The sequence below is a fragment of the Arthrobacter sp. NPDC080031 genome, assembly GCF_040702485.1.
GTDB lineage: Bacteria > Actinomycetota > Actinomycetes > Actinomycetales > Micrococcaceae > Arthrobacter.
The window spans coordinates 63163-82420 of record NZ_JBFBLA010000019.1 but is presented as its reverse complement, the minus strand read 5'-3'; the positions used below and the strand labels follow the sequence as shown (position 1 = coordinate 82420).

At 64.3% G+C, this 19258-nt stretch carries 19 protein-coding genes; 11 read left to right on the top strand and 8 right to left on the bottom strand.

Annotation, left to right across the window (positions count from 1 at the left end; genetic code table 11):
- Positions 1-91 precede the first annotated feature (91 nt).
- The gene (locus AB0323_RS16350) at positions 92-2734 is read left to right on the top strand and encodes a phosphatidylglycerol lysyltransferase domain-containing protein (protein ID WP_366178252.1); all 2643 of its coding nucleotides are present in this window, start codon (positions 92-94) and stop codon (positions 2732-2734) included.
- Here the strand turns inward: AB0323_RS16350 and AB0323_RS16345 are convergent.
- The 4 genes from AB0323_RS16345 to AB0323_RS16330 all read right to left on the bottom strand — a co-directional run bounded on the left by AB0323_RS16345 (position 2699) and on the right by AB0323_RS16330 (position 6591).
- On the bottom strand, positions 2699-4528 hold the full coding sequence (locus tag AB0323_RS16345) for a glycoside hydrolase family 15 protein (protein ID WP_366178277.1): 1830 nt from the start codon (positions 4526-4528) through the stop codon (positions 2699-2701). The genes AB0323_RS16350 and AB0323_RS16345 overlap by 36 nt on opposite strands.
- A gap of 41 nt (positions 4529-4569) precedes the next feature.
- Positions 4570-5145 carry an adenylate kinase gene (locus AB0323_RS16340; RefSeq protein ID WP_366178276.1) on the bottom strand — a complete coding sequence of 192 codons (576 nt, stop codon included), beginning with the start codon at positions 5143-5145 and terminating at the stop codon, positions 4570-4572.
- 106 nt (positions 5146-5251) lie between these two features.
- Entirely contained in the window at positions 5252-6184 is a 933-nt protein-coding gene (locus tag AB0323_RS16335; RefSeq protein ID WP_366178251.1) for a threonine/serine dehydratase, read from the bottom strand.
- 134 nt (positions 6185-6318) lie between these two features.
- Positions 6319-6591: a hypothetical protein gene (locus tag AB0323_RS16330; protein WP_366178250.1), complete on the bottom strand. Its 273-nt coding sequence runs from the start codon at positions 6589-6591 to the stop codon at positions 6319-6321.
- A gap of 205 nt (positions 6592-6796) precedes the next feature.
- Between AB0323_RS16330 and AB0323_RS16325 the strand changes: the two genes are divergently transcribed.
- The 3 genes from AB0323_RS16325 to AB0323_RS16315 all read left to right on the top strand — a co-directional run bounded on the left by AB0323_RS16325 (position 6797) and on the right by AB0323_RS16315 (position 11424).
- Positions 6797-8971 carry a transglycosylase domain-containing protein gene (locus AB0323_RS16325; protein ID WP_366178249.1) on the top strand — a complete coding sequence of 725 codons (2175 nt, stop codon included), beginning with the start codon at positions 6797-6799 and terminating at the stop codon, positions 8969-8971.
- A 225-nt stretch (positions 8972-9196) separates the two neighbouring features.
- The gene (locus AB0323_RS16320; RefSeq protein WP_366178248.1) at positions 9197-10909 is read left to right on the top strand and encodes an alkaline phosphatase family protein; all 1713 of its coding nucleotides are present in this window, start codon (positions 9197-9199) and stop codon (positions 10907-10909) included.
- A 173-nt stretch (positions 10910-11082) separates the two neighbouring features.
- Positions 11083-11424, top strand: coding sequence for a hypothetical protein (locus AB0323_RS16315; RefSeq protein WP_364539545.1), 342 nt, complete (start codon positions 11083-11085; stop codon positions 11422-11424).
- A 66-nt stretch (positions 11425-11490) separates the two neighbouring features.
- On the opposite strand, the gene AB0323_RS16310 is transcribed toward AB0323_RS16315, so the two are convergent.
- Positions 11491-11790: a hypothetical protein gene (locus AB0323_RS16310; RefSeq protein WP_366178247.1), complete on the bottom strand. Its 300-nt coding sequence runs from the start codon at positions 11788-11790 to the stop codon at positions 11491-11493.
- 500 nt (positions 11791-12290) lie between these two features.
- Between AB0323_RS16310 and AB0323_RS16305 the strand changes: the two genes are divergently transcribed.
- Entirely contained in the window at positions 12291-13796 is a 1506-nt protein-coding gene (locus AB0323_RS16305; RefSeq protein ID WP_366178246.1) for a CYTH and CHAD domain-containing protein, read from the top strand.
- A 54-nt stretch (positions 13797-13850) separates the two neighbouring features.
- On the opposite strand, the gene AB0323_RS16300 is transcribed toward AB0323_RS16305, so the two are convergent.
- The gene (locus AB0323_RS16300) at positions 13851-14153 is read right to left on the bottom strand and encodes a DUF4193 domain-containing protein (protein ID WP_059389433.1); all 303 of its coding nucleotides are present in this window, start codon (positions 14151-14153) and stop codon (positions 13851-13853) included.
- 141 nt (positions 14154-14294) lie between these two features.
- Positions 14295-14804 (bottom strand): MarR family transcriptional regulator, encoded by a 510-nt coding sequence (locus tag AB0323_RS16295; RefSeq protein ID WP_366178245.1) that lies wholly within the window; start codon positions 14802-14804, stop codon positions 14295-14297.
- A 97-nt stretch (positions 14805-14901) separates the two neighbouring features.
- On the opposite strand from AB0323_RS16295, the gene AB0323_RS16290 reads away from it, so the two are divergent.
- Both AB0323_RS16290 and AB0323_RS16285 read left to right on the top strand, forming a co-directional pair.
- The gene (locus AB0323_RS16290) at positions 14902-15681 is read left to right on the top strand and encodes a hypothetical protein (RefSeq protein ID WP_366178244.1); all 780 of its coding nucleotides are present in this window, start codon (positions 14902-14904) and stop codon (positions 15679-15681) included.
- The gene (locus AB0323_RS16285; RefSeq protein ID WP_366178243.1) at positions 15678-16481 is read left to right on the top strand and encodes an SDR family NAD(P)-dependent oxidoreductase; all 804 of its coding nucleotides are present in this window, start codon (positions 15678-15680) and stop codon (positions 16479-16481) included. The genes AB0323_RS16290 and AB0323_RS16285 overlap by 4 nt, the downstream gene beginning before the upstream one ends.
- A gap of 7 nt (positions 16482-16488) precedes the next feature.
- Here AB0323_RS16285 and AB0323_RS16280 read toward each other — a convergent pair whose 3' ends face one another.
- Positions 16489-17100 carry a DUF1992 domain-containing protein gene (locus AB0323_RS16280; RefSeq protein WP_366178242.1) on the bottom strand — a complete coding sequence of 204 codons (612 nt, stop codon included), beginning with the start codon at positions 17098-17100 and terminating at the stop codon, positions 16489-16491.
- A gap of 159 nt (positions 17101-17259) precedes the next feature.
- On the opposite strand from AB0323_RS16280, the gene AB0323_RS16275 reads away from it, so the two are divergent.
- The 4 genes from AB0323_RS16275 to AB0323_RS16260 all read left to right on the top strand — a co-directional run bounded on the left by AB0323_RS16275 (position 17260) and on the right by AB0323_RS16260 (position 19208).
- On the top strand, positions 17260-17511 hold the full coding sequence (locus AB0323_RS16275; RefSeq protein ID WP_234753344.1) for a DUF2630 family protein: 252 nt from the start codon (positions 17260-17262) through the stop codon (positions 17509-17511).
- 79 nt (positions 17512-17590) lie between these two features.
- Entirely contained in the window at positions 17591-18238 is a 648-nt protein-coding gene (locus AB0323_RS16270; protein WP_366178241.1) for a TetR family transcriptional regulator, read from the top strand.
- Positions 18239-18257: 19 nt separating this feature from the next.
- A complete protein-coding gene (locus AB0323_RS16265; protein WP_366178240.1) occupies positions 18258-18731 on the top strand; it encodes an NUDIX domain-containing protein in 474 nt (157 codons plus the stop codon).
- A gap of 117 nt (positions 18732-18848) precedes the next feature.
- Positions 18849-19208: a VOC family protein gene (locus AB0323_RS16260; RefSeq protein ID WP_364539572.1), complete on the top strand. Its 360-nt coding sequence runs from the start codon at positions 18849-18851 to the stop codon at positions 19206-19208.
- Positions 19209-19258 lie beyond the last annotated feature (50 nt).

Genomic DNA, 19258 nt, shown 5'->3' with positions numbered 1-19258 from the left:
CACGGCGACGTGGGAATTACCCTCGTCGGACGGCCGGTGTGGAAGAATTTCATTTCGCACCCCATCTTTCCGACGCGCAGATAGGAACCCCGTGCACGCACCGGCGTCCGAGCCGGAAACCCACCCCGTCCCCGATGTCCGTTCGCGGCGATCATGGACGGGACGACTGCGCTCAGCGCAGCTCACGTTGGGTTTTGTCATCCTTTTCTGGGGATTGGGAGCGCTGACCTCCAGTCTCGCCACCGGACCGGACGCGCAACTGCGGCTCAATTTCGCACTTACGCCCCGCTCCGTGCCTGATCACTGGTGGGCTGTGATGACTTCCGCCGTCTGGGCAAGGGACCTGACTGGCTATGTGCTGGAGACTGCTCTGGTGCTGCTGCTGGGCGTGCCTTTGGAACGGCGAATGGGCCGGCGCGCGTACGCAATCGCTGCTGTCTCCAGCCAGATTCTGGGCGTCGGCATTGCGCTTGGATTCCTTGCCCTGGCCCAAGGATTGCTCGGTAGCTGGATTGCGGAGATAGGCGGCCACCTCTTCGTGGGTCCCAGTGCGTTCATCATCGGTACCGCCATGGCGGGAACTGCGTCCATGGCAACCCTGTGGAGGCGCCGTATCCGGCTCGTCGTCTTCGCCTTGTTACTCCTCCTCGCCCTGTACAGCGGAGGGTTTGCGGACCTGGTCAGGCTCGGCGCCGCAGGTGCGGGTACGGCTCTCGGGCCGCTGCTGATGGGCCGACGGCCACGGTTTGCGCGCCCGGTCAGTTCCCGGCACGAGGGCCGGGTGCTGCTTTCGCTGCTCATTGCCGTATCGGCGATCGGTCCGGTAGTCGCCGGCCTCATCCCGCATGCCGTAGGACCGTTGTCCATCCTGCGTTTCCTGTTTACCAACATCCAGCCGGTCGATCCCCAAACGCTCCAGGCCCTCTGCTCGGACCCGGTACAAGCGAAGGACTGTGCCGTCGCACAGCTGCAGTTGCGTGCCGGTGCCGGCGGGATCTTCATGGCCATTCTTCCGTCCTTCCTCCTTCTGCTGCTTGCGGAGGGCCTGCGCCGCGGACGGCGCTTTGCCTGGGTGGGGACCCTTTTGATCCAGGTGGGCCTTTCCGTCCTGGCCGGAATTGCACTCGCCGGAGTCCTGCAGCCGACGACTTCGGCTACCGGCGCGAGCGAGGGGATCGTCGCTATCGAAGGATCGGCTTCCTCGCAGCCGTTCACCCTGGCTCTGCCGCTGCTTCTGCCCCTTGCGCTGACCATCATCCTGCTCGCGACCCGGCGGCTGTTTCATGTCCAGGCGCCGAAGGGGACCTACAGACGCCTCGCGGTCCGGGTACTTGCGATAGCGGCTGTGCTCAGTGTCGTCTATGTCGGCGCCGGGTTCTTCCTCGCGCAGGATTTCTCCCCTGTTCCGGGACTGCCGGAGCTACTGGCCGATGTCCCTGACCGGTTCCTTCCGCTGGGCTTCGTCCTGGATGTGCCGCCGGCGATCTTCCCCCAAGGCACGGCCGCCGTTCTCGTGTACGAAGGCGTGGGGGTCGTCTTTTGGGCGGTCGCCGGTGTCCTCATTTTCAGGACGTTCCTCCACCAGGCTCACACCCGGCACGACGCCAGTACTGAGCGTGCCCGGAAGGTCATCAAGGCGTGGGAGGGAAGCTCACTGTCCTGGATGACCACTTGGCCGGGAAACATGTACTGGTTCTCCGCTTCCGGACGGTCCTTTGTTGCCTACCGGGTCAGCACGGGGGTGGCGCTTACGCTGGGCGGCCCGGTGGGACCCAAATCCGAGAGGACCGCCGTCTTCGACGAATTTGCCCGCTATTGCAGGGGCAACGGATGGACGCCGTGTTTCTACTCCGTACCCCAGGAGTTGCGCGACTACGCGGATTCCTCCGGATGGAGCTCTGCACAAGTAGCCCAGGAAACAGTCCTGCCACTGAATTCGGTCTCCTTCAAGGGCAAGAAGTTCCAGGACATCCGCACGGCGTTGAACAATGCCGCGAAGGCAGGCATCCGCTACGAATGGACGAGTTACGCCTCGGCCCCTTTCTCGGTCCAGGTCCAGATCGAGGAAATCTCCGAAGAATGGGTAGCAGATAAGAACATGCCCGAGATGGGCTTTACACTGGGCAGCCTTGACGAACTCGACGACCCCGAGGTGCGCTGCCTGCTTGCCATCGACAAGCGCCACACAGTACACGCAGTCACCTCTTGGTTGCCCGTCTACCGCAACGGGCACATCGTTGGCTGGACCCTCGATTTCATGCGTCGCCGCAGCGGCGGATTCCGTGCCAGCATCGAATTCCTCATCGCATCAGCGGCCCTCAGCCTCAAAGACGAAGGATGCGAATTCCTGAGCCTTTCCGGGGCGCCGCTGGCGCGTGTCGAAGAGGACCCATCGGAGGTGCCGCGCCCAAAGCCGCGATCCCGGCCTCCCGGCAGCCTCGACCGCCTGCTCGACTGGTTGGGGGCGACTTTGGAACCGGTGTACGGGTTCAGGTCCCTCTTGGCGTTCAAAGCAAAATTCCGGCCCCGGTACGAGCCGCTTTACATGCTCTACCCCGATGCCGCTTCCCTGCCCGCCGTGGGGACCGCGGTGGCACGGGCCTACCTGCCAATGCTCAACCTCGGAGCGGGGCTGGCCTTGGCGAGGCGGATCTTCCGCTGGCCCAAGCGCTCGGGAACGTCAGGCCAGAACCGCCCCTCAAGCGGTCGAGGACGCCCCCGACGGCGAACCTGACCCTGGCGACGGAGAGCCCGACGCCGGGGCCCCGCCGATCGGGACATTGCTGTGATGCGCCTTGCCGTGGTGAAGTTGCAAGGCACTGAGCACCAAGCCGAAATGGCTGAAGGCCTGGGGCATATTGCCAAGTTGGCGGCCCGCATGTGCGTCCCATTCTTCGCTCAGCAGGCCCACATCATTGCGCAGGCCCAGGATCCTCTCGAAGAGGGCTGTCGCCTCCGAGCGGCGCCCCGCCCCCAAGAGCGCGTCCACCATCCAGAAGGAACACGCAAGGAAGACGCCCTCCGTGCCCGGCAGTCCGTCGTCGCTGTCTTGCGGACGGTAGCGCAGCACAAAACCGTCTTCCGTCAGCTCACGCTGGATGGCGTCGATAGTGCCGATCACGCGCGGATCGTCGTGTGGCAGGAAGCCCACTTTGGGGATGAGGAGAAGGCTCGCGTCCAACTCCTTGCTCCCGTAGGACTGGACGAAGGTATTGCGTTCCGCGTCGTATCCGTGGGTCATGACTTCGTCATGGATGGTGTCCCGCAAAGCCTCCCAGCGATCCAGCGGACCGGGCATCCCGGATTCACGGATTCCCCGGACCATCCGGTCAGCCGCTACCCACGCCATCACTTTCGAGTGGACGAAGTGGCGCCGCGGGCCGCGTACTTCCCAAAGTCCGTTGTCGGGTTTGTCCCAGGTGCTCTCAAGGTGGCGCATCAAGGCGGTCTGGATGGCCCAGGACTCATCGCCGACGGTCATCAGCGATGCCCTTGTCAGGGACAGGCAGTCCAGGACCTCTCCCCAGACGTCCAGCTGAAGCTGCTCCGCTGCCGCATTCCCGATTCGCACCGGCTTCGAACCCTGATACCCCGCAAGCCACGTCAGCTCCGTCTCGGGCAATCGCCGGTGACCGTGCAAGCTGTACATGATCTGGAGGTCGGCGGGATCGCCGGCCACCGCCCGCAGGAGCCAGTCCCGCCACGCACTGGCCTCCTCGGTGTAGCCTGCGGCCAGGAAGGCTTGAAGGGTCAACGTGGCATCACGCAGCCAGCAATAGCGGTAGTCCCAGTTCCGCGGTCCGCCGATCTGTTCGGGCAGCGAGGTGGTGGCGGCGGCAACAATGCCCCCGGTAGGCGCATAGGTCAGGGCCTTCAGCGTGATCAAGGAACGCTGGACGGCCTTCCGGTACGGCCCCCGGACGCTGCAACGCCTGGACCAGTCGGTCCAGAATGCTGCGGTGTCCTCAAGCGCGATGTCTGCCTCGACCGTGCGCGGCCGCCGTTCGTGACTGGGCGCCCAGGTCAGGACAAAGGGGATGTGGTCACCGGCGTTCACGGTGAACTCGCTGACCGTGGTGAAGTCCTTGCCCACCAACGGCGCCGGGGTCTTGAGGTAGACGGAGTCCGGGCCGGCAACCGCCCGGAGGCCGTGCCTGTCACGGCGCACCCAGGGCACCACGTGTCCATAGTCGAACCTCAGGATCAGTTCCCCACGCATCTTGACCGTGCCGCGAATCCCTTCAACGACGCGCACGATGTCCGCGACGGCGTCGCGCGGCGGCATGAAGTCGATAACCCGGACGTGTCCCTCTTTGGTTTCCCATTCCGTTTCCAGGATGAGGGTTCCGTCCCGGTACTGGCGGCGAGTGCAAATGCCCCCCGATTCCGGCGCCAAGAGCCAGCGCCCGGCTTGAGGGGAATCCAGGAGCGCAGCGAAGCACGCAGGCGAATCGAATCGCGGGAGGCACAGCCAGTCTATGGAGCCCGCAGTGCTGACGAGGGCTGCGGTGTGCAGGTCCCCGATCATTGCATAGTCTTCGATTCTTTGGCCGGTAGCCGGTTGACCGTTCACAGTCCCTTTCCTAGTGCTGATTCAATGGCAGCTATTGCCTTGGCCGTGATCTCTTCCCGCTGGCCGGAACCGTCCACCGCGAGCACGATTCCGCGTTCGGAGTATCGCTCAACCACTGCCTGTGTCTCGTTACGGTAAAGTTCCAGCCGACGTCGGATCACCGGTGCTGTGTCGTCGCTTCGGCCCTGCTCCTGCGCCCTGCGGAGCATCCGCGCGACGACCTCGTCGTCGTCGACCGCTAGTTCGACCACGGCATCCAGCCGCTGCTGGTTGCCGGCCAGAATGCCGTCCAATGCCTCGATCTGCGCCGTCGTGCGGGGATATCCGTCCAGGAGGAATCCTGCCAGGACGTCGGCGTCGCCAAGCCGCTGACGGATCATGGCATTGGTGACATGATCGGGCACGAACTCACCGCGGTCCATGTACTTGCTGGCTTCGGCTCCGAGTTCTGTCTTGCCGCCGACGTGCGCGCGGAAGATATCCCCGGTGGAAATGGCAGGTATGCCGAAGTGCCCGGCGATGTGCTCAGCCTGGGTACCCTTGCCCGAGCCAGGAGGGCCCATGATGATCAATCGCACATGTCACCTGTCCGTTCATGAAGCGGTTTTGCGTGCCCCGGCATTGTGGCTTGAGCTTAGCAACTGTCGAGGTCTCGCGGCAGGGCCACGGCAGGCCACTTCAGACCGTGGCGGGATCGGTATTGGCGCCACAGAGGATCACGGCCACGCGTTCCCCTTCTGCCGGGACATACGCTCCGGAGTTCACGGCCGCGAAAGCGGCGGCCGCGCCATGTTCGACGACAATCCGGTACTGCTCCCAGAGCAGGGAGCGCGCCGCGGCGATGTCGTCGTCGGACACCAGGACCGTCCGGACGCCTGTGCGGACGGCCACCTCGAAACCGATCCGGCCGATCTGCCGGGCCCCCAGGGAATCCGCGGCGATCCCGGAGACGGCAACGTCAACGGGTGCCCCTGCGGCGAGGGCCGAAAAGAGAGTGGGAGCATTGTCCGGCTCGACGCCGATAACCCGGGCGTGACCTTCGACGGCGGCCGCGATTCCCGCCATGAGTCCGCCGCCTCCAACGGCCACCACCACGGTGTCTATGCCGTCCAGCTGTTCCAGAAGCTCCGAGCCGACGGTGCCGGCGCCAGCCGCGATTTCGGCTTGGTCATAAGCGTGGCAGTAGACTGCGCCGGTTTCGGCGGCGAACTCGAGGGCGGCATCAAACGCTTCGGCGTACTCGGTTCCGCGCTGGACCACCGTGGCTCCGCTGGCCTTGAGCTTCTTGACCTTCACGGCCGGTGCGGTCTCGGGGACAAAAACGGTCGCGGGCACCCCGAGTTGCGCCGCGGCATAGGCATTCGCCAGCCCCGCGTTGCCTCCGGAGGCGACGACGATTCCGACATCGTCCTTCAGCTCGCCGCGCTCCCGGGCGGCCAGCACGCGGTTGAAAGCGCCCCTCGTCTTGAACGTCCCCGTGTGCTGCATGAACTCGCATTTGAACCACAATTGCCCGGGCACCGTCCCGGCATCCGCCTCGAAAACGGGTGTGCGGCGGATCCTCCCCGCAATCCGGGCGGCAGCTTCATCGACGTCGACGCGTGTGATCATAGGGAGTCCTCGTTCCGTGCGGCCCGATCGTTGGCAGGCGCTAGCCTCAGGCTATCGCCTGGGCCCCCGCCGGTCTGGGCCCACGCCGGCGCGGGACCCGGCCTGAGCTTGCGAAGGCTGGGAGCCGGTGGGGACTAGAGGGACTCGACGTCGGCCGACCCGAGCTGCTGGCGGCGAGCCTGGCGGTTCCGCAACCAGCGGCGGGCAAGGTCAACGGCGGCCCAGATTCCGGCGATGGGAGACAGCACGACCACGCCGTAGATGAAGATCATCCACGTCAGGATGGCCAAGGGCTGCTGAGCTCCGCTCAACCAGGACAACCCCCCGAGCAAGCCGAGTGTCCAGAACAAAACCACGCCCAAGAGCACCGCTCCCGCCGGAAAATACTCGCTCCTCACAACAGCCATCAATGTCTCCACCGGCTGCCACCTGCCTTCCATCACCGCGCCCGGATAACTTCAGTATGCATCCGGAAAAACGCCAGACCGGGTCAGCGCGCGGGCGAAGTGACGAACATAACCGCCGGGGCCATGTCGCCAAGGATTTCGGGGCCTATGTGACGCGTGGAATGTCGGCGTAATCTATAAAGACGCACGGTTGATAGCTGGAAAAATGGCGCCGAAGAACAACCCGAAAAGTGGTTTGGCCAGAGTCCTGCGAAGGGTCTTCGGATTCTTCCTGGTGAGTGCGGTTTGCGGCGTATTGGCCGCCGGACTAGTAGTCCCCGGTGTGGCGTCGGCCGGGATGGCCGTCAGCGGTTCGATCCAGTACTTCGACAACCTCCCGGGTGATCTGGTGGTCAACGCGCCGTCACAGTCGACCAAAGTGCTCAGCGCAGACGGAAAGAAGATCGCCACCTTTTTTGCCGAGAACCGTGTTCGGGTCAGCCTGGACCAGATGTCGCCCTACATCAAGGAAGCGATTGTCGCCATCGAGGACAACCGCTTCTACGAGCACGGCGGCGTCGACCCCCAAGGGATTCTCAGGGCATTGGCGTCCAATTTCACCAAACACACCAACGAGGGTGCATCGACCCTGACCCAGCAGTACGTGACCAATGTACTCAACGAGTCCCGTTTGGCGGCAGGCAAGACCGGACAAGTGGTGCTCAGCGGTCAGAAATCCATTGGCGACAAGGTGCGCGAAATGAAACTCGCCGTCGAACTGGAGAAGAAATTCACGAAGGACCAGATCCTGGAGGGCTACCTCAACATCGTCTTCTTCAACCGGGACGCATACGGCATCGAAGCCGCGGCGCAGCACTTCTTCAGCGTTTCCGCCAAGGACCTGAGCCTTCCGCAGGCAGCCCTGCTCGCCGGCCTGGTCAACAGTCCCAGCTACTTCGACCCCTCCGTCCATCCCGACAACTCCATCCAACGCCGCAACCTGGTGCTGTCCGACATGCTCGCCCAGGGCAAGATACAGCAGGCAGCGTATGCGGCCGCCGTCGCCACCCCCCTGAAGCTCGCCATCACGCCAGCGAAGCAAGGCTGCGCCGCCGCAAACATGGCTGCGTACTTTTGCGACTACATCTCCCACCTCGTCCTCAACGACCCGGCCTACGGTGCCAGCGTCACGGACCGGGAACAGCTCCTGTACAGCGGCGGCTTGACGATCACCACCACGTTGGACAGCCGGCTGCAGGCAGTCGCCCAGACGCAGGTCGATGCCACGGCAGGCGCGAACCCGGACAAGTGGGGCGCCTCCTTGGTCACGGTGCAGCCCGGCACGGGCAAGATCCTGGCCATGGCACAGAACACGGTATTTCTTCCCGAACCCGGAAAATTCGATACCCAGCTCAACTTCAATGTCGATTCCAAAGACGCCAACGGCAATGACCTGAACGGCGCCGGAGGGTTCCAGCCTGGTTCGGCCATGAAGCCGTTCACTTTCACGGAGTGGCTCAACGAGGGCAAGTCCATGACCACGGTGGTGGACGCGTCGCAGAGGGTCTATCCGCTCGGATTCCCCTGGAGGGACAGCTGCGGGAAGGTACTCGGCGGGTACAGCACGGCCCAGAAAGTCGCAGGCCTCGGCACGGCGGACGATCTCCGCAACAACGACGAGGGTTACTACCGTCCCATGCCCGTCAATTACGGGCTCTACAACTCCATCAACACCGCAACCTTTGCCGAGGCGGCCCAACTGGACTTCTGCGGCATCCAGAAAGTGGTGGATGCGGTGGGTCTCCACAGTGGCGTGGACAACGCACCCGTGAACATGCACCAACTGGGCAACCTCCTCGGGGGCACCGAAGTCGCTCCCCTTGTGCTGGCCGACGCCTTTGCCACGTTCGCCAACGACGGCACGTACTGCGCACCGATCGCGATAGTGGGCATCACGGATCCATCCGGCGGGAAGCTGCCCGCCCAAGCCAGTTCATGCCACCCTGCCATCAAGCCCGAGGTTGCCCGCGGCGTCAACTCGGTTCTCCAGGACGTCCTGAAACAGGGATCCGGCGTCTACATCCAACCGAAAGTCCAGGACCGGTTCCCCACCGCGGCAAAAACGGGAACCAACAACAGCAACGGCTCCACCTGGGTTGTCGGATACACCACCGGGCTCGCCACGGCGTCCTTCTTCGGCGACACCATGGCAGGACATACCCGGGCCGGACAGAACGTCACCATCAACGGCAAGTTCTACCCGGCCGTTGACGGCTACATGCTGGCCGGTCCGCAGTGGGCCAACTACATGACCCAGGTCGGCGGACTGTACCCGGCAACGGGCTTCCCTGCGCCGCCCCCGTCCATGGCGGGGACACCTACGCCGACTCCTTCGCACTGAGCTTCAGAATTCCTGGCCAGTAGCCCGCGTACCCCCGGTCGCCGGCGGGGGTACGCGGGTTTCCTGTGAGTTTCGGAAGAGTTCGGCCACCCGCAATTGAATCTGTCGTGAACGTTTCGGCGGTGAGGCCCCATCGGCGGGACGGAGACCCTCCCCCGCAACAAGAATCATCCGGGGGACGCATTCTCGATCGATAAGAACGCAATAGCGAAGGGTCTTATTTTGATGAAGACAGCCAAGAAGAACGGGCTTGCCACAGCAGCGGTCCTGGGGGCCGTGCTCATGGCCGGATCCGCGGTGGCTCCGGCGATGGCCGACGACGCTTCACGCGGTGGCCAGAACGTCCAGGGCCAGCAGGGACCAGACCGCAACAAGGACCAGGGCGGCCAGGGTGAAACCTCCAAGCATGTCCTGCTGCTTTCGGTGGACGGCCTCCACCAGAAGGATCTGGACTTGTATGTGAAGAACCACCCGACGTCGGCCCTTGCGGCGCTGGTCAACCACGGCACCAGCTACACGCACGCCCAGACTCCGGTGCCTTCGGATTCCTTCCCGGGCCTGGTCGGCCAGCTGACCGGCGGCAATCCCGGGACCACAGGGGTCTACTACGACGACACCTTCAACCGGGCCCTGCTGCCCGCGGGCACAACGGACTGCAAGAACACGGCGCCCGGCGCCGAAGTGGCATTCACCGAAGCCGCAGACAAGAACCAGAACGCGCTCGACGCCGGCCAAGGCTTGCCCGGTCTTCCGGCAAGCATCCTGAACATGACGGGACAGCCCGGCACGCTCCTTGACCCGGCCGCCCTCCCGGTTGACCCGGCAACCTGCGAGCCGGTCTACCCGCACCAGTATTTGAAGGTAAACACGGTCTTCGAAGTCGCCAAGAGCGCTGGCCTGACCACTGCGTGGTCGGACAAGCACCCGGCCTACGAAATCCTGAACGGCCCTTCGGGCAAGGGCCTGGATGACCTGTTCACCCCGGAAATCAACAGCAAGGCCGCATCTCCGTTCACCGGCGACTGGACGCAGGACAACGCCGCGACCCAGCAGTACGACGGTTACAAGGTCCAGGCCGTGCTGAACGAAATCGACGGCAAGGACCACTCCGGTACCAAGACGGCCGAAGTGCCGGGCATCTTCGGGATGAACTTCCAGGCCGTCTCGACGGCACAGAAGCTCCCGACGTCGGACGGCCTCACCGGCGGTTATCTTCAGGGCGGTACAGTTCCCGGGCCGCTCTTGAGCAAAGCCCTGGACTTCGTCAACGCTTCCGTGGGGAAGTTCGAGTCCGCACTGGCCGCTTCCGGCCGCGCCAAGGACACAACAGTGATCCTTTCTGCCAAGCACGGTCAGTCACCGATGGACTCTTCGACGCTGACGAGGGTCCCTGACAGCGCAATCATCGACGGCCTGAACGCGGCGTGGAAGTCCGCACACCCCGGCACCGCAGACCTCGTCGCGTTCTCTACCGACGACGACATCATGCAGCTGTGGCTTTCGGACCACTCGCAGGCGGCCGCGCAGTTCGCCAAGGATTACCTGGCAGCGCACTCTGCCGCCGGTAACGACATCAACGGAGCTGCCAAGACCGTGACAACCTCGGGGTTGAGCAAGGTCTACGCGGGCAGCGAAGTTGCAAACTACTTCGGCACCCAAACCAGCGACGCACGCTACCCGGACATCCTGGGCATCGCCCAGACCGGCGTGGTTTACACCGGCGGCAAGGCCAAGATCGCCGAACACGGCGGAGCCAGCGCGGACGACCGCGATGTGCCGCTCGTAATCTCGGGTGCCAACGACGAACACGCCCGGACCGTAACCACCGCTGTCGAGACGACGCAGATTGCGCCGACCATCCTGAAGACCCTTGGCTTGGACCCGAACAAGCTGCAGGCCGTGCAGATCGAGGGGACCAAAACCCTCCCCCAACGCTGACCCAGCGCGCTTCAAACACTGCAGGGGCGCCTCGGCCGGACAGCCGAGGCGCCCCTCCTCTGTACCCATCCGACCCCGGGCAGTACGAAACGGACCGTTCCGCCGGCTTTGCCCGCATTGGGCGCCACGCCCCGTCTGCTTACAATCAAACGTCAGCAACTACTGAGGGAACCATGAAGAAAATCACCACAACCCTGCTCGCGGCCGGACTCCTCCTCTCCGCTTCAGCCTGCTCCGCATCGCAGCAGCTGAGCACCGCGGACACCTGCAGCCGGGTCAAGACCGTCATCTCGAACCCCACCAACACCACGGACAAAACGGGAACCATCCGCGTAGCCAACCAGCTCCGCCCGATCGAAGCCGTGTCCTCGGATGAGCTGAAGCCCACCCTGAAGACGCTTGTGGACTATCTGGACGAGTCCTCGAAGGACAACCCTGATACCGCGAAGCTCAATGGGATGAAGAACGACTACCAGAACGCGGGCACCAATTACAGCAAGTACTGCGGCGGCTAAAGGCAGTTTGCATTCCATACCCGGGGGCTGGCCGTGGATGCCCAGCCCTCGGGAAGCTGGCGCACGTTAAAGCGCGGCGTGCTTCCCGAACGGATGGTGGCCCGTGGCTGGCTGTCCGTGGGTCCCCAGCCATTCGGACAGGGCCTCGCGCAGGATCTCGCTGGGCGTGAGGCTGAGCGTTTGTGAAGCCGATTCCAGGGCGCGGTCCAGTTCATCAGGGATCTGGAAATCCAAGGGCGACGGACGGCTGTCTTCCGGCTGCTCGGAAGGCATGCCACTGCCGCGCAGCAACTTGCCGACGGCTGGCTTCATGTCGTTTTCTGTCCACGCCGATAGGTGCTCGAAATGACTCACATCTCGTGTCATGATTTTTCCTCCCACCAATCAAGCATCCTCCGTTGGCGGGTCGTAGTCACCATCTACGAGTAATTACTCTCTAACTATCGCGCGGTTTGTTCCTTCGGGCGTTAAGCGGACCGCAACGGTATCGCCGTCGAGTGGCAAGCAGAGGCCGACCGGGTCCGTTCGAAGACCCAGGAGTCGCGGAACGGACCCGGCGCTCACGCTGAGGGTGAGACCGCGACGGACATCGATCAGCCAGGGCTGGTGCCGTCAGAGTGATCTTAGGGCTTGGGCCGATTCCGGTCTAGGGAATCGGACGCCTCAGGTTGCAAAAACTCATCGTCGCAAGAGGTAGTCGGCAACCCCCGCCGGATTCGACAGCCCAAGGAGATGACCGCCGTGCAGGACATCCGGCTCAAGCCCAAGGCGATCGCGCGCTACCCTGCGCTGGTCTTTCCCTGCACGAGGCCTAGTGGGAGGATGCCTATAGGTGCGGACCAGATTCGAGAAGGACGGGAAACGACATGTCGACCCAGGATTCCGTGGAAACAGAACGCAAGTACGACGCTGACTTGGAAACGCCCCTCCCCGCGTTCGTGGACATCACCGGCGTCGAACGGGTCGCTGACCCGGCAGATCATCAACTTGAGGCCGTCTACTTCGACACGGACGGCCTCACCCTTGCCAAGCACCGCATCACCTTGCGACGCCGCACCGGAGGCACCGACTCAGGCTGGCATCTGAAGCTGCCGGCAGACCGGGACACCCGTGTGGAAATCCATGCGCCCCTAGGGCAGCCTGAGGCCGTTCCCGAGGAACTGGCGGAGCGGCTCCTCGTATTCACCCGTGGCGAAGAACTCAGGCCCGTGGCCCGGATCCATACCCGCCGCACTTTGCATCGGCTGCACGGAAGCGAGGATGTCACCCTGGCCGACTTCGCGGATGACCATGTGACGGCCGAGACCTTGCACCCAATGCAATTGGAGCGGAAATGGCGGGAATGGGAATTCGAACTGGTGCACGGCGATAAAGACCTGTTTGAGAGTGCGGAGCGCGTTCTGTCAGTGGCCGGCGCAAGCCCTTCCGGACATGCTTCAAAACTGGCCCGCGCATTCGGGACCGCCTGGCCATCCGCCGTGCCCACACCACCAAAAGCGCGCCCGAAGGGTTCCGCGGGAGACGCAGTGGTTGCCTACATAGCCGCACAGATCGCCGAAATCACGGCACTGGACTCCGGTGTCCGGCAAGGCGCCGACGACGCCGTCCACGGCATGCGCTCGGCCGCCCGCAGGCTCCGCTCGGCTTTGTCCGCCTACGGCAAGCTCTTCGACGCCGAAGCCGGGGACCAGCTCAAGGCGGAACTGAAATGGCTGACCAAGGTGCTAGGCAAGGCCCGGGATGCAGAGGTGCTGCGCGACCGGATCGGGGAACTGCTGAATGACCAACCCGATGGCGTCGTGCCCGCTTCGGCTGCCACCAGGATCAACGCCGAACTCGAGGAAGCTTTCAACTCAGGGTACCGCGGGATGCTCCGCTCCTTGGGAACGAAACGCTATTTCCGGCTTCTGGACGCGCTTGAGAAATTCCGCGACGAGCCTCCCACAAGACCCCGTGCCGGGAAGAAGGCCCGTCCCGTCACGGCCAAGCTCGCCGCGAAAGCGATCAAGCGGGTGCGCCGGTCCCAGAAGGCCGCGACCCGGGAGGCTGGCGCACAACATGACATGGCGTTGCACCAAATCCGCAAAGATGCGAAACGGCTGCGGCATGCAGCCGAAGCCCTGCAGGACGTCCACGGTAAACCCGCAGCGAAGTTGGCCCGTCGCGCCCAAAAGATCCAGAAGATCCTAGGAGAGCACCAGGACAGCGTTGTCAGCCGTTCGGTGCTGCTCCGGCTCGCAAACGATATGGGCGGACCGGTGGAGGACAGCTCGCCTTATGGCCCCCTGCTCGCTGCCGAAGAGCAGCGAGCCGCGGACTCCGAGGCCCGCTATGAAAAGCTCGCCAAGAAGAAGCGCTTAAATCCCCTGTGAGGAACGCAACTGTCGGGGCCCGGATTGTGACGGACGGCGCCGGGCGTCAGAGGCTCAGCCTTCGCACTCTACGCAGTACGCGTGGCCGTTCTTTTCACGGGCAATCTGGGAGCGGTGACGGACGAGGAAACACGAGTAGCAGGTGAACTCGTCTTCCTTCTGGGGAACGACCGCAATGATCAGTTCCTCGGCCACGAACTCGCCGCCTGGTACCTCGTTGCCTTCAAAAGCATCGGCCTCGTCCAGCTCCCGTACAACGCTGCGAGCGTCCGGAGCGTTGGCAGACTGCAGTGCCTGAAGTGACGTGCTTTGGGATTCCGCGACGTCGGAGCGGAGTTCGTCGTAATCGGTTGCCACCTGGGGTTATCTCTTCTCTTGTGTGTTTGCTGGCGAATGTGCAACATACACCATGCAGCTGCTATTCCCCACATAACGGAGAAAATCGTGCCCTTATTGTCATGGCAGCTCCCGACGGCGGCACGCGGCTCGAGCGCCCGATCAGGCCTTCCGTCCGCCGTCGCGCCCGCCGCCAGTTCCGCCGTCGCGTCCGACATCGCGGTGGAGGTCGCTGTCCAGTCCGTGACCGCTGGCGAGCTGCGAGAGAAGCGCGCCAAGTTGCGTGGCCTGCTCGTCTGTCAGCGGCGCCAAAAGTTCCGCTTCATGCTGTTCGGCAATCCCGCGCAGTTCGCGCAGTACGCGTTTGCCGGCGTCCGTGAGGTGGAGTTCATAGTTCCGCCGGTCCGTGCTGCTGCGTACCCTCTCCACGAGGCCGCGGTCCTGCAGCGAGTCGATGAGTGAAACCACCCGGCTGGGGACAGCGCCGAGCCTGTCCGCAAGGGAGCGCTGGCTCAGCCCGGGGGCGCGTCCGAGAAGGCGGATGACACCGGCGTCGCTCGGCGTGAGGCCGATTTCCCGAGTGCGGTCGGCAAATCGCGACGACGCTACGGCGCCTAGCTGCGACAAGAGAAAGGCAGTCCGTTTCGGCCGGCCCGGTGTGGCTAAGTCCATGGATTCAGAATACATGCTTGACAGAACAATTCTAGAGGTGAACCATTTCAATAGTGATTCAATTACGAAGGTTCAGCACTACGAGAAAGGTTCAGCCATGAGTAGTCGTTCGATTCCCGGCGAAGGCCGTCCAGCCCGGTCAGGCGGCCCACACCCCGGCGTCCTTGCCCTCGTGAGCCTGGGCATTTTCCTCGCCAGCCTCATCACGTCCGCAGTCCTGACAGGCGGCCAAACGTTCGTCTCGCCCTTTGCTTCCACGGGGCAGGTGGCCGCATTCTTCCAGCAAAACGTCGCTGCCATGCGGGTCGGCGGCATGCTCCAATTCGGCTCCGCCGTGCCGTTGGGGATCTACGCGGCCACCGTCTACGCCCGGCAGCTCCGGCTCGGCGTGCGCGTTCCCGGACCGGCCATCAGCTTCTTTGGCGGCGTCAGCGCAGCCATCTTCCTGATGCTGTCGGGGTCCGTGACGTGGCTGCTGAGCCGGCCCGAAATCACCACGGATGTCACCCTCACCCACGCACTCGCGTTCCTCGCGTTCATCACCGGAGGGGTCGGATTCGTCGTCGGAATCGGCCTCCTCGTGGCGGGTATCGCAGTCCCGGCCCTGATCCTGGGCTTCATGCCCCGTTGGCTGGCGTGGACCGGCCTGGTCATTGCCGCACTGTCCGAATTGAGCTTCCTTTCCATGGCGATCGAGCCTCTTCAGTTCCTGCTGCCGATCGGACGTTTCGGCGGCCTTCTCTGGCTGGTTGCTGCCGGCTTCCTCCTCCCACGCAACCGGGCTGCCGCGAACCAAGAGCCCCGCGGACACGCGCCCGGCGCAAGCCAAACGCCCGGCGCAAGCCAAACGCGCGGCGCAAGCCGGACAACACCATGACGACGGCGGATCCCACCCGGTCGCTGTCCGGCAAGGTCGCGCTCGTCACCGGAGCGAGCCGCGGAATCGGGGCGGAAATCGCCACCGCGCTGGCTGGCGCCGGGGCAGACATCGTCCTTGCCTCGCGTGACGGCGCGGGCTTGTCCGAGAAGGTCGCCGCTATCGCGGCGGCCGGCGGGAGCGCCGTAGCCATCCCCGCGGATGTGGGTGATGAGGACTCGGTGAAAGCCCTGATGGCGCAAATCCGGGACCGCTTCGGCCGGCTCGACGTTGCGGTCAACAATGCCGCGGGCGGCGGGCGGGCCCCGGCGCCGCTGGCCGAGTGGGCGAGCGCGGAGTTCGACAGTGCAATCGCAGTCAACCTGCGCGGAGTGTTCCTCTGCCTGAAATACGAAATCGAGCTCATGCTGGCAAGCGGGAGCGGCGGGGCGATCGTGAACATGTCCTCCACAGCAGGCGAACAAGGGGTCGCGGGCATGAGCGGCTATGTGGCGAGCAAGTTCGGCGTCGGCGGCCTGACACGGGTTGCTGCCCTCGACTACGCCTCCAAGGGGATCCGGGTCAACGCGATCGCTCCCGGCCCCATCCTCACGGAGCGGCTTGCAGGAGCGGGCCAGGCCGCCCAGGACCGTGTGGCCGCGGCCGTGCCGCTGGGCCGGATCGGCTCCACGGCCGATGTTGCTTCGGCGGCCCTCTGGCTCTGCTCGGACCAATCCTCGTTCGTCACTGGAACCGTCCTCACCGTCGACGGCGGCCGGCTGGCAGGAACGCCCGCGTTCAACACCAAACCGAGCCGCTGAGCCCGGCCTATCCCGAACCGTTCCAAATGCGACGCCACCACGGCCGCTTGACCGCAAGGTCCTGATTCACGGCTTCCTGGACCGCGCTTGCCTGGGCGGCCGCTTCCCGGCGCTCGCGCCAGTGTTCCAGCTCGACGCCGACGTCGCGGGTTTTCGTGATCACCGGCGGGCCGCCCTGGAGCTGGCGCCGTGCGTCGATGACCCGGGCGTTGAAGTCCTCCACGAGCTCGCGCACCTGCTTTTCCGAGTACAGCGCATCGAGCTTTGCCTCCAGTTCGGCATCCTCGGTCCGGAGCAGAATCGCCTTCGGGCCAAGGCCGCTGAGATGCTCGCGCTGGATGAGGCCTTTGACCCACCAATCGGGATCGTAGCGCTCCCCCAGCCCCGGGATCGGCTTGCCCGCGTACTTCAGGTTGTCGAACTTCCCTTGCGCCATGGCATCGCGGATCAGGTATTCCACCCGCGCGGCGTCGTCCACCTTCTTACGCTTCTGCCGCTCTTCTTCCTCAGCGGCCTCAAGTTCGGCTTCTTCCTCGGCCGTCATTCCGCTCGCGCGGACATTCCGTAGCTCCATGGCTCGCTCCAGCCGGCGCTTGAATGCACTGCTTTCGCCGTTCACGGCTAATCACCGCCTTCGCTTGCGGAAATCCTGAATCTGCGTCCTAGTATTCCGCAAACGGCAGACTGCCGGGATGGCTCCCGCGACTACCGCCTCTGTTCACACCCAGCACAGCTCACTAACCTGACTGGTAACGGCTAGTTCAGGAAGAGGGTCACCATGGACGAACAGGGCATTCTGCACCGCATCCAATCGCTGGTGGAGGAGGAGCGGGAACTCCGGGAGAAGGCAGAGGCGGCCCCGCCTGGTCCTGCGCATGCCCCTGACCGCGCACGGCTGGAGCGAATTGAACAGGACCTGGATCAGTGCTGGGACCTGCTGCGGCAACGGCGCGCAAAGAGACAGTACGGGGAGAACCCGAACGAGGCCAAGCCACGGCCCCCAAAACAAGTGGAGGGCTACACCGGCTGAAGACGCAGGGCGTCCACACGCCCGCCTTCTTTCCCGATGCGCAGGCACCCCTCATGACACTCCGTGCCATGATGCAAGAGTGGATACTGGAGAGGTGCCTTCAGACCATACGAAGCCGGCCGGTGCGCGCTCCGCCGGACGACCGGCGACAATCGATCCGGACGCCGTGGCCGGCGTCGCGCTCCGGCTTTTTGCCGAGAACGGCTACGAACGAACGTCGATGGAAAACATCGCACGCAAGGCTGGAATCGGGCGGAAGAGCCTGTACCGCTACTTCCCGAGCAAGGCTGACCTCGTCTGGGGCGGCATGGAACCGGTGGTGGAAGCCTCGGGACAGGTGCTGGAGAACGCCCGCACAGCGGGCCCGGCCGATGGCGACACTTCCGAGGGCGGCATCCTCGCGGGATTGCGGGCGGCAGCGATCGCCGGGGCTTCGGCGATCCCGGACCTTTCCGTCACGCGCGGGCGCCTGCGCCTGATTGCAGAGCGCCCTGAGTTGGCGAGCAGAAGCTACGATGCCCTGGCTCCACAGCGGGAACGGGCGCGGCTTTACCTCATGGAGTTGGGCATCAGCGAAAGCGCGGCAGGCTATGTGTGCGCCGCTTATCTCGGGGCGACGTTCGAGGCGTGGATGCAGTGGGCCGCGGGGACGGATTCGGATCCGGTCCCGTATTTGGTTGAGGCCCTGGGAGTGCTGCGGATCCCGGCAGCCCGGCCCTGCGGATAACCTATGCCTGGGAGGGCAAATGACAGTTCGAAGCGCGGGCATTCTGTTGTACCGTCGAAACTCCACTGCGGAATTGGAAGTGTGGATAGCCCACATGGGCGGCCCGTTCTGGGCCCGTAAGGATGCACGCGCCTGGTCCATCCCCAAAGGCGAATACCTCGAAGAGGAGGATCCCTTGGCCGCCGCCAAGCGTGAGTTCGCGGAGGAAATGGGCGTGGCTGCACCCTCTGTCGAATACCTCCAGCTGGGAACTTTCCGCCAACCGTCGGGAAAGCTCATCACAGCCTTCACGGCGGAGTCGGACTTCGACCCCGAGAGAATCGTGAGCAACACCTTTGAGCTGGAGTGGCCGCGGGGATCCGGCGTGATCCGGAGCTACCCGGAGATCGACGGCGCCATATGGGCCACGGACTCCGTTGCCCGCGCCAAACTGGTGAGCGGGCAGGTGCCGATCCTCGACGCGTTGATCCGGCACCTCGGCAGCAAGGCCTGAGCGTGCTCCCAGACCGGTCAGGAATGGAGAAGCGCCGCTTCCGGGCCGCGCCTAGAATGGCGGTCATGGACAACATCGTCCACGCCAGCTTCGTCCGCAATGACTTCAGGAGTGATCATGAGCGACTCTTCCACCGAGGGAATCAAGACCGTGCTGCACCCCGTTTCCGATCTCGCGGCGGCAAAAGCCGTTTATGCCGCGCTGCTTGGCATACAACCGCAAGCCGACGGACCCTATTACGTCGGCTTCGACGTCGCGGGCCAGCACATCGGGCTGGTGCCGGGCGGCGGTCCCCAACACATGACCTCGCCCGTGGCCTACTGGCACGTTTCTGACATCGAGGCGAAGCTGGCCGAAGTAACTGCAGCGGGCGCCACAGTGAACGAAGCCGCCCACGACGTCGGAGGCGGCCGTTTAGTAGCCACCGTCACCGACCCGGACGGCAACGTCCTCGGGCTGCTTCAGGACCCCCAGTAGCCAACCAGACGCCGACGAATACCGCGAAGACGACCCGCGCTAAAGATGGA